The organism is Lactobacillus sp., assembly GCF_051873315.1.
Taxonomy (GTDB): Bacteria; Bacillota; Bacilli; order Lactobacillales; family Lactobacillaceae; genus Lactobacillus.
The window spans coordinates 1-10706 of the sequence record NZ_JBJEES010000047.1; the positions used below are offsets into that span (position 1 = coordinate 1).

At 48.6% G+C, this 10706-nt stretch carries 9 protein-coding genes and 1 pseudogene; 6 read left to right on the plus strand and 4 right to left on the minus strand.

All coding sequences use genetic code 11. From position 1 onward, the window contains the following. Positions 1 to 353, plus strand: a pseudogene (locus ACI32D_RS02595) (L-lactate dehydrogenase); the annotation flags it as partial. A 53-nt stretch (positions 354 to 406) separates the two neighbouring features. Here ACI32D_RS02595 and ACI32D_RS02600 read toward each other — a convergent pair. Then, entirely contained in the window at positions 407 to 1330 is a 924-nt protein-coding gene (locus ACI32D_RS02600; protein ID WP_439775094.1) for a LysR family transcriptional regulator, read from the minus strand. A gap of 101 nt (positions 1331 to 1431) precedes the next feature. Between ACI32D_RS02600 and ACI32D_RS02605 the strand changes: the two genes are divergently transcribed. Then, a complete protein-coding gene (locus ACI32D_RS02605) occupies positions 1432 to 2874 on the plus strand; it encodes an FAD-dependent oxidoreductase (RefSeq protein WP_439775095.1) in 1443 nt (480 codons plus the stop codon). A gap of 158 nt (positions 2875 to 3032) precedes the next feature. Here the strand turns inward: ACI32D_RS02605 and ACI32D_RS02610 are convergent, their stop codons facing one another. The 3 genes from ACI32D_RS02610 to ACI32D_RS02620 form a co-directional block, all read right to left on the minus strand. Further along, a complete protein-coding gene (locus ACI32D_RS02610) occupies positions 3033 to 3875 on the minus strand; it encodes a hypothetical protein (protein ID WP_439775096.1) in 843 nt (280 codons plus the stop codon). 25 nt (positions 3876 to 3900) lie between these two features. After that, positions 3901 to 4839: an ROK family glucokinase gene (locus tag ACI32D_RS02615; RefSeq protein ID WP_201330023.1), complete on the minus strand. Its 939-nt coding sequence runs from the start codon at positions 4837 to 4839 to the stop codon at positions 3901 to 3903. 166 nt (positions 4840 to 5005) lie between these two features. Further along, complete coding sequence (locus ACI32D_RS02620) at positions 5006 to 6130, minus strand: 5-methyltetrahydropteroyltriglutamate--homocysteine S-methyltransferase (protein ID WP_439775097.1); 1125 nt, start codon at positions 6128 to 6130, stop codon at positions 5006 to 5008. 337 nt (positions 6131 to 6467) lie between these two features. On the opposite strand from ACI32D_RS02620, the gene ACI32D_RS02625 reads away from it, so the two are divergent. The 4 genes from ACI32D_RS02625 to ACI32D_RS02640 all read left to right on the plus strand — a co-directional run. Beyond that, positions 6468 to 7382, plus strand: coding sequence for a LysR family transcriptional regulator (locus ACI32D_RS02625; protein WP_439775098.1), 915 nt, complete (start codon positions 6468 to 6470; stop codon positions 7380 to 7382). 233 nt (positions 7383 to 7615) lie between these two features. Further along, positions 7616 to 8317 (plus strand): hypothetical protein, encoded by a 702-nt coding sequence (locus ACI32D_RS02630; RefSeq protein WP_439775099.1) that lies wholly within the window; start codon positions 7616 to 7618, stop codon positions 8315 to 8317. Positions 8318 to 8398: 81 nt separating this feature from the next. Continuing rightward, positions 8399 to 10306, plus strand: a complete 1908-nt coding sequence (locus tag ACI32D_RS02635) for an endonuclease MutS2 (RefSeq protein ID WP_439775100.1) — start codon at positions 8399 to 8401, stop codon at positions 10304 to 10306. 181 nt (positions 10307 to 10487) lie between these two features. Further along, on the plus strand, positions 10488 to 10706 hold a 219-nt coding region (locus ACI32D_RS02640), incomplete at its 3' end, for a hypothetical protein (RefSeq protein WP_439775101.1).

The window sequence follows — 10706 nt, forward strand, 5'->3', positions numbered from 1 at the left end:
CCCTGCTTGACTATCCGGGCATGACGAAAGAAGCCTTGGATGAGATTGAAGCCCACGTCCGGGAAAAGGGCGGCGAGATCATCGGCAAAAAGGGCGCGACCTACTATGGCGTAGCTATGATGCTGGCCAAGATCGTAGCTGCCATTTTAGAAAACAACGACCTGGCCCTGCCTCTTTCTGCTCCATTGCACGGGGAATACGGGATCAAGGATGAGATCTACCTGGGCACCCTGGCCATCATCAACGGGCAAGGGATCAGCCACGTGCTGGAATTGCCGTTAAATGATAGCGAATTGGCCAAGATGCAGGCCTCAGCCGCGACGATGAAGGCTACCCTGGACTCTTTAAAATAACAAAATAAGCATGAAGCAAGTTTTAACTTGTTTCATGCTTTTTATTTTGCATGCTATTTTTTCTTTTTCTCCCGGTCAGCGACGATGCTGGCAGTAAACTTTTTCAAAGCCGGAGACTGGTCATCAGCTCTGAAGACTAATTGCATAGTATAGTTCTGGCTGATCCGGGCCGAGTGAAATCTCTTGAAGACAAGGCTGTCATCCGGCTGGCTGAACTTGTCCAGCAGGTCCTTAGGCAGATAGGCCAGGCCCTGGTCCAAGGAGCAAGCCAAAAGCAGGTTTTCCAAAGACGCGACCCGCTTAATCTGGTATTGGCCGACATCGCTGCCCAGCGTCGCCAAAAAAGTATCCTGCATGTACTGGGAATTTTCACTGCTGTAGTAAAGCAGGTCCTTGCCCACGAGATCTTTTTCCTCAAGATAAGGCTTTTTAGCCAAAGGGTTCTGCCGGCTGAGCGCCAGCATCATCTCCCCTTGATAGACATCGATAAAGTCGTAAAGGCGGCGGTTGAGCTTGGTGTAGCGGCCATAGTTGTTGATGAAGCCGCAGTCCAGCTTTTTCAAAGCCAGGTCAGACAAGATATGCTCCACCGATTCCTCGACGATATTGAACTTGATCTCATCCTTGCCTTTTTTCTGGTAATTCAAGACCTGCTCACGCAGCAAGACCCCGTCAAAAGCTGAGAAAAAGCCAATATTCAAGTGGCTGACCTGCTCTTGGCCGATCTTCTGGGCCAGAGTCACCATGTCTGAAAACCTGGTCAAATAGTCTTCCACTTCTTTAGCAAAATATTCACCGGCTGGGGTGAGCTTGATCCGGTTGCTGCCCCGGGAAAAAAGCTGCATCCCCAGTTCCTCCTCCAGCCGCTTGATCAAGCGGGAAACCGCCCGCTGGCTGACGTAATTCTCCTCTGCCACGCGGTCGAAGCTGCCTGCCTGGGCGACTTTTACAAACATCTGCAATTGGTTCAAATCCATTTACCCGTACCTCAATGTCCATCTGGCGACCTATTTACACCTACAATTGTACTACGAGACCGGCTTATAATGTAAGCGAAAACATGAAGGAGGAAATACAGATGACTTTGAAGAAGCAATACGATTTGGTAATTGTCGGCGGCGGGGCTTCCGGTTTCGCTGCAGGTTATGAAGCAGCCCACAACGGCCTGGACACGGTGATCCTGGAAAAGGGCCACTCAATCGGCGGCAGCGGTAACCATGTTGAAGGTATTTTCGCGGTCAACTCATTCATGCAAAAGAAGCATGACGACTACAAGCTGACTGAAGAAGACGCCTTGAACGAAGAATTGAGCTACTCCCACTACAAGGCTGACACCAACACCTGGAAGCAATACATCGCCGGCTCAGCCGACATCATCCAATGGTTGGACGACTTGGGCGTTAAGTGGCTGGACGTTGAACCACTGGGCAGCGGTGAAAGAACCTGGCACTTGTTTGACGGCCGCTGTGAAGCTGTCATCCACCAAGTTATGGCACCTAAGTTCCAGGAACTTGGCGGGGAAATCGCTACTCAACACGAAGTCGAAGAACTTTTGACTGAAGGCGGCAAGGTTGTCGGCGTCCGCGTCAAGAACCTGGCTGACCAAACCGTTAGCGACATCAAGGCCAAGAACGTCATCCTGGCAACTGGCGGCTACTTGAACAACAAGGACTTGATCGCCAAGTACACCAACTACAACGCTGACCAATTGATCCCATGCAACTCAGGCAAGAACACTGGTGACGGCCTGGAATTGGCTTGGAACGTTGGCGCTCAACGTTACGCTATGGGTATGGCTATGCTGTTTGGTGGCTACATCAAGGACCCAGACAAGCCAAGCTACATCTACCGTTACGACGAAATGAACGGGGCAGCCAACCAGCAATCACTGCTTTGGGTCAACGAAAAGGGTCAACGGTTCGTTAACGAAGAAGTTGTTGACAACTTCTCAGAAGCCGGCAACGCCCTCTTCACCCAAAACAAGTTCTACACTATCGTTGACCAAAAGACGATTGACCACCTGCAAAACGAAGGCCTCTACAAGGCAATGGGGACTTACGACTACCACGACACCAAGCTTCCACACCTGCAAGCAGAACTTGATGAAGCTTTGGGCCGGAACGCTAAGTTCTTGACCAAGGCTGACAGCATTGAAGAACTGGCTGAAAAGCTGAACCTGCCAGAACTTAAGGCAACTGTTGACCGTTACAACGAACTGGCAGCCAAGGGCGAAGACGTTGACTTCGGCAAGAGCAAGGACTTCATGATTCCAGTTGCTGAAGGCCCATTCTACGCTATTGAACAAGGTATCGGTGCCTTCTGTACGATGGGTGGCTTGAAGGTCAACTTGGAAAACCAAGTCCTTGACCAACAAGGTGCAGCTATCGAAGGCCTGTACGCTATCGGTAACGACGCTGCCGGCATGCTGATCGGCGACACTTACGGCCCGAACATGCCAGGTACTGAAGGTGGCTACTGCTTCTACTCAGGCAAGCACGTCGCTGACCTCCTGTCCAAGTAAGACTGACTTTTGGCTTCTGGTTTCAATACTAAGCAATTTATCCTTGACAATATTTAAGCGATCAAAAACGAGACAAGCGCTAAGCTTGCCTCGTTTTTTGCGTGCTATGAAAAAATATCAACAAAAAAGTACTGGATTTTCTATCCAGTACCCTTTCATTAAACCTTTTTGTTAATACCATCCCACCATGAGTCATATGCTCTTTCGCCCCATTTGGATCCGTAGCCGGCAGCACCAATCATTCCGTCAACCCAGCCTTTCTTACCGTCTAAACGAAGAGTACACCATTGATGGTGGAACTTGTTCCGGTAAACATGTTTGGACTTCATACCCATGTACTTCAAAACCATCTGTGTCGCATCAGCAGTACCGGCACATGAGCAGTAGCGATTGATAAACACGCCATAAGCCGTATTGTAATATGGCTTCTTCATCGAGTATCCATCAAACTGATAAAAGCAATACACATAGTAGGCGGCGAGTCCGGCCCTTTTAAGGTCAGTATCGCCTTTTTCATGTCCAACAGCTTTGACGATAGTTTTTGCAATCTTTTGGGCAGCTACCGTATGGTTACCCCGCTTTGACCGTGAGTAACGGTAAACACGGCCATTACGGCCATAAATGTACTTTAAGCTTACACCAACAGTTGCAGAACCATCTTTTTCAAAGTGATATCTTTTGCCTTTGATCGTTTTGTAGCCTGTCGCCTTTTGGCCATTACTCAAGTAATAAACTTTATCGCCTGACTCATTAGTTGACCAGCCCTTTTTATGGACAGTACTCTTCTCTGTATTAGTCGCTTCAGAGCTATCAGAACTCTCTGTGTTCGTCTCAGTATCGTCAGTAAATGGCACGGAACTGGTTTCTGTAGTCTCAAGACCATCTGAATCAATGTATGTTCTAGTATAGGTCTCAGCAAAGACTTTCTTGCTCACGGCGTATGATCCCGTTGTGGCAACCAGTGCCAACGCAATAGTAGCTTTCGCCAATAGTTTATTCATAGAAATCCCTTTTCTACACTCAATCTTACAAAACCATCTTAACGGCGCCGTACATGCCGGCATCGTTGCCCAGTTGTGCCAGGGCAATTTCCGTGCCTTCAGAAGCGTGGAAGGCTGCTTCAACGAAGTACTTTTGCACCGTGTCGATCAAGATTTGACCAGCCTTGGAGACCCCGCCACCGATAACGTAGACTTCCGGGTCAAAGACGCAGGAGATGGAAGCCAAAGCCGCGCCCAGGGTCTGGCCGACAAAGTCAACGATTTCCAAAGCCAGCTTGTCGCCTTCCTTAGCCGCGTCAAAGACGGCCTTGGCGTCAAGTTCTTCAACTTCGCGCAGGCTGGATTCTTCATTGCTTTCCATCAAAAGTTCCTTGGCCTTGCGGGCAATACCAGTCGCGGAAACGTATTGTTCCAGGTGGCCCTTCTTGCCGCAGCCACAAAGCTGGGTTTCATCCTTGTTGACCAAAAGGTGGCCGATTTCCCCGGCAGCACCGAAGGCACCAGCAACGATCTTGCCTTCAGAGATGATCCCGCCGCCGACACCGGTACCCAGGGTAACCATGACAACGTTTTGGTGGCTTTCACCACCGCCTTGCCACATTTCACCCAAAGCGGCAGCGTTGGCGTCGTTGGCTACCTTGACTTCATCCAGGCCAGTCAGCTTGCGGACCTTTTCAGCCACGTTGAAGACGCCCCAGCCCAGGTTGACGCAGCGGTTAACGATTTCGTCGTCCAGGATTGGACCTGGCACGTCGATGCCGATCCCGGCTACTTCTTCCTTAGGAATGTCCAGTTCCTTCAGCTTGTCGTTCAGAGAAGCCGCGATGTCAGGCAGGATCTTGGCCCCGTTGCCTTCTTTTCTGGTTGGGATTTCCCACTTTTCGGACAATTCGCCGTTGGTTTCAAACAAACCAATCTTTACAGTGGTACCACCGATGTCAACACCAAATGCATATTTTTTCAAAGTAGTTGCCTCATTTCTTCAATGTTCTCTTTTTGCTAGTCCTATTATAAAGAAGAATTCAGCTTTGCGAAAGCGCTTCGGCTGACTTTTTGAAAAAATTATCAGACATGTGACACTTTTTCCAAGTATCAAAAAGATGCCCCGCGCAAGGAGGCATCCCTATTGATTATTCAGCGTCTGGCCAAACTTCCTTAGCCGTGTCGATGACCAGCTTGATCTTGGCCCATTGTTCTTCATCAGTCAAGTGGTTGCCTTCTTCAGTTGAGGCAAAGCCGCACTGAGTGCTGAGAGCCGTGGTAGCCAATGGATGGTACTGGCCGGCTTCCTTGATCCGGGCCTTCAAAGCTTCCGGGTCTTCCAATTCCGGCTTCTTGCTGGTTACCAGGCCCAAAACAACTACCTTGTCGGCTGGCACTTCAGCTAAAGGAGCGAAGTCGCCTGACCGGTCGTCGTCAAATTCCAGGTAGAAGGCGTCCACCCCTTTTTCCTTGTAGACATAAGGAGCAGCTGGGCCGTAGCCGCCTTCTGAAGCCCAAGTTGAGTCGTAGTTGCCCCGGCAGATGTGGGTCGTGATCCGCAAGTCTTCTGGCAGGTCAACCAAGGCATTTTCATTGATTTCCTTGTAAAGCTGCAGGACTTCTTCGCGCTTGAGGTGGCCTTCGTCAAAAGCATGCCAGAAACTGTCGTTGACCAAGACGCCCCAAGTACAGTCGTCCAGCTTGATGTCGCGGGCACCGTGCTTGTACAAGTCCAAAATCAATTCCCGGTAGACCTTGGAAACGTCCTTAGCCAGTTCTGCCCGGTCTGGGTAAACGGCATCAGTAGCCGCGATCAATTCATCGTTGCGGCAGATCAGTTCACAGTAGAGCTGAGCCGGGGCTGGGATACTCTGACGGGCTTCAACGCCAGCCGCATCCGCCAAAGGCTTGAGGAAGTCAAAGGCTGCCACGTCCGGGTGGCCGGCTTCATAAGTCAATTTGCCAACCAGCTTGGCCGCGTCTGGCCGGGTTTCTTCATCATGGAAGAAGTAGCCATGATCAGCCCGCACGTGTTCTACCCCGCCAAAGCCCCAGAAGGTATCCAAGTGCCAATAGCTGCGGCGGAATTCCCCATCAGAAACTACCTTTAAGCCGGCAGCGACTTCTTTTTGCACCAGGGCCTTGATTTCCTGGTCTTCTACGGCCGTAAGCTCGGCCTGGCTGATTTCGCCGCGGGCAATTTTTTCCCGGGCTTCCTTTAATGCTGCTGGACGCAAGAAACTGCCGACAATATCGTAACGTGGAAATGACATCTGAATTACCTCCGAAGTTTTTAAATCGTGTTTTTAATTTGCTCTTAATGCTTGTTATTATAGCCAGATCTCGTTATGATTGAAAATAGCTATTTTTATCATGTATCGATAGATTTAAACTATGGAGAGCTAAAAGAAAGAGCCAGCCGGTCCAAAAGTGGATCAGCTGGCCCGAACAGCTAGACAAACCTCGTGGAGTGGTGCCGCCAGTTTTCGTCAAAATCGATGATTGTCACTTCCGCGTAACGGTGGTCACCACCGCCAAAGGCAAAGTAACCGCCAATAGCTCCCATAAAGGTCATCTTTATTTTTATTCCAGAAAGCAAGAGGTTCAACCATGCGCATCCAGCAACTGCTCTATCTGCAAAAAGTCGTCGCCCTCGGCAACATGACCGAGGCAGCCAAAGAGCTTTTCATCGCCCAGCCCACCCTGTCCAGCGCCATCAAGCAGCTGGAAAAAGAAATGGGGATCACCATCCTGATCCGGGGCAAAAAAGGGGTTAGCTTGACTGAAGATGGCCGGGAGTTCATGCAGTACGCCCAGCAGATCTTGGACCAGGTCCAGCTGCTTGAGCGCCGCTACGGTGACCAGGCCAGCGCGCCAAAGATTTTTTCCGTGGCAGCCCAGCACTATGCTTTCGCCGTTGACGCTTTCGTCCAGCTGTTAAAAGAAATCGGCCAGAGCGACTACCAGGCCAGCCTCAAAGAAATGCGGACCTATGAAGTCATCGAAGACGTGGCCAACCTCCACAGCGAGATCGGCATCGTCTACCTCAGCCGCTACAACCGCCAGGTCATGGAAAACAGCTTCCAGGAAAAGGAGCTCAGCTTTACCCCCCTTTTTAAGGCCCGCCCCCACGTCTTTTTATACAGAAACCATCCCCTGGCCGGCAAAAAATCTATCTCTTTAGCCGACCTCTTGCCCTACCCCAAGCTCAGCTACGACCAGGGCCAGCACAATTCCTTCTATTACTGGGAAGAAACCCTGGCTGACCAGCACTCACCAAAATCCATTATTGTCAGCGACCGGGCCACCCTGTTTAACCTGGCAATCGGCTTAAACGGCTATACCATCTCTTCAGGGATCATCAACGCTGACTTAAACGGGGACGACATCATCGCCCGGCCTTTGATCAGCGATGAATACATTGAAATCGGCTACCTGACCAACCGCCTGCACCAGCTCTCTTCCATCGGGCAAAAGTACCTGGGCTACTTAAGAGAAAGCATTGCAAAGAATGCTAAAAACTAACTTAATTTATTTCTAATAAGGGTCAGCTGCTATTTTCTTAAAAAATCCCGTCTCCGCTTAATTTAAATAACTTTGCGGCCTATACAAGGTTTGCCAAACGGCTATTTTGTAGTAAAATTAAAAGATATAAGCGGGCTTAGCGTTTTGCTTTGAGCCAGATAAATTTTAACTTAGCATTAATCAAGCATTTTTTCAGCTCGGAAGAAATGCCAACACTGGAGGTTTAGACAACTATGGGTTGGATACTTTTAATTTTAATCATCATCATCTGCGTCGGTACCTACATCAACTCCCGCAATGAAAAGAAGAAGCAATCCCAGCTGTGGGCACAGCGTCAAAAGGACAGCTATGTTCCGCCAATGCCGATCATCAGTCTGGAGACCGTTGACGGCGCAAACAAGCTGGTTGTCAAGAACGACTCAAGCGTCTACTTCACCCAATATGAAAAGGGCAAGGCTCCTTGGCCAGGCGGCGTTGAAAACTTCAGCGTATACTACGACAAGGATACTAAGCACTTATTGATCTTGTCATTGGTACAAGAAAACGACAACATCGACTTCGGTGAAGTTGACCCTGAAGCAACTGAAAAGTTCCTGGCTGTCTTCCAAAGCGTTGGCGGTCACTTGGCTCAGCACTACGAATTGCTGACCTTGAACAAGGTTGACTCCAGCGACCTCAACCTGGCAGTCAAGTCCAGCCCGGCCAAGGTTTACTTCTACACTGAAAAGTCAGTAACTGACGGCAAGAAGCGCCTGTACTTCTCACCAGACCCGACTTCAACCGCCTACAAGCTTTTGGGCGTGGCAGTCAGCGATGGCAGCAATGGTGAAAAGAGTATCGACCTCAGCCTGGAAACCTTCAAGGGCGTTAAGGGTTCAATCTACACCACCCTGTCAGAAGCCGGCGTGAAGGACCTGCAGGAAAACTTTGCTTAATTAAAGCAGAATAATATCAACCGGTCTCCAACTTTTTTGGAGACCGGTTTTTTTACGCATATCAGATTAAAGGAAAATTAGATGACTAAATTTTTTGAAAACGACCAATTGCAATTTGTACAAGTCCTTACCCAAGTAGCGTCTTACGCCAAGTCCCACGAAGCTAAAAACTTGCTTCTGCAAGCCCAGCCATTGACCAAGCCGGCAGCCGTTGTCCACTTACTCGACGAAACAGAAGAAGGTACGCGGCTCTTAGAGCGGCGCTTGCAGCTGCCGTTTGTTTCTTCAGATTCCCTTTTGCCATTGATCAATCGCGCTCAGAGGGGACTCCTTCTATCAGCAGATGATTTGGAAAAAGTTGCTGATTATCTCCGGGTCTGTGAATTGTTGCAACGCTTTTTGTGCAGAGAAAAAGATCTGGTTCCAATCCTTAATTCCTATGGTGAAGAGCTCCAGCTTTTTCCAAAACTGGTTGAACAGATTTATCAGTCAATAGAACATGGTCAAGTTGCCGACAGCGCTGACCGCGACTTGAGGCGGCTGCGGCGACAAGAACGGGAACTGAACCAGGAAATAAAAGACGCCGCTGGTAAGTTGCTGCAAAGCAAGAAAGTCAGCCAAAGTTTGCAAGAACAGCGGCTGGTAGAAAAAGATGGCCACTTGACTCTGCCCGTCAAAAGCAGCTTTAAAAAGGCAATCTCTGGACGAATCATCGCTTATTCGGCCAATGGGCAGACTGCCTTCATTCTTCCACGCAAGCTGGACCAACTAAGCAGCGAAAAGATTGCTGTCAAGGGACAAATTGAAGCTATTGAAGCGATGATACTCGGACAACTGACCGCTGCCGTCTATGAAGAAAGCCACGGCCTATTACGTAACATTGATATCGTCGCGGCAATTGATCAAATTATGGCCCGGGCGCGGTATAGCCGGGAGCTAAATGGCAAGCGGGCCAGATTAAATCAGACAAATCAGCTGCTTTTACGGGGGATGCGGCATCCCCTGCTTAAAAATCCCGTTCCACTTGACCTGGAAATCGAGTCACCAGTTCGCGGCTTGATCATTACTGGACCAAATGCCGGTGGCAAAACCGCCACTTTAAAAACCTGCGGCCTGGCTATCATGATGACAGAGATTGGGCTTTATCTGCCTAGCCGGGAAATCTGCGACATTCCTGTCAGCCAGCAAATTTTCAGCCAAATTGGTGACCAACAGGACCTAGATAACTCCCTGTCGACCTTCTCAGCAGAAATGACCAATATTGCCGAAATTGTCACTCACGCTCAAAGCCGCAGTCTGGTTTTGCTCGATGAACTGGGAAGTGGCACTGACCCTGATGAGGGAGCTGCTATTGCTATTTCCGTCTTGCAAGCCCTGCAACTTAAGGGATGCTTGGTTTTAGCCACGACCCACTACAGTAAGATCAAGGACTATGCCGTTAAGCATCCAAATTACCGGACCGCGTCAATGGACTTCAATGCTGACACTCTCACCCCAACATACCGTCTGCTCTTAGACCAAGTCGGCCAGAGCCGGGCTTTTTGGATCGCTCAAAAAGTAGGGATGCCAAAAGAAATTATCGACCAGGCGCAAAAAGTTTTAGCCGGTCAATTGCCACTCAACAGCAGCACGGTCGTTTTGAAAGAAAAAGCCACTGGCAAAATAGTCAAAACACATTTTTGCAAAGGAGACGTGGTCTACGCGGGCAATCTGGAAAAAGAGGGTATTTTCTACGCTTTGGAAGCAGACCGAACCTTAGCCAAAATTTTTATCAACAAACAATTTTATGTCGTTCCCGTTAAGCGGCTGAAATTACGGCGAAAAGCTGCCGACCTTTATCCAGAGGGTTATAACCTGGACCTGCTCTTCATAAGCGACTGGCAAGAATATAAATTTAACAAGGACTTGAACCGCGGGAGCAAAAAAGCTTATAAGAAATTAACAAAGTATGAGCAAGAAGTGAAAAGCAATAGTAATGAAAATAGTTAATGTTTTCTGCTTATACCGGTTGAACAGGCTATAGAATTGGATTAAAATTACTAAAAAATGATAAAGAGGTGATAACAATGGATTTGGAACAAGTAATTGAAGATTTAGACAACAACACGATTTCTTATTTTTCAGATATCGTGCTTTCATGGAATCACAATGTAATTACTAAGGGAAGAGCATGAAATTTGAATCATTTTTAAGTTCTTTCAAGTCAGGAGATTCTTCATGGCAAGAATCTCCTGTTTTGTTTGAAAGAATACAATACGCAAAAGAAACAGTTTTACAAAACAAACCCGCTCACAGCAGAAGTCTAAAAGCACCTGAATTCTTAACGGACTTCGGGCTGCGTAAATCGACATCACAATTCTACTTTATTGAACAAGTCAGCAAAAAGCTT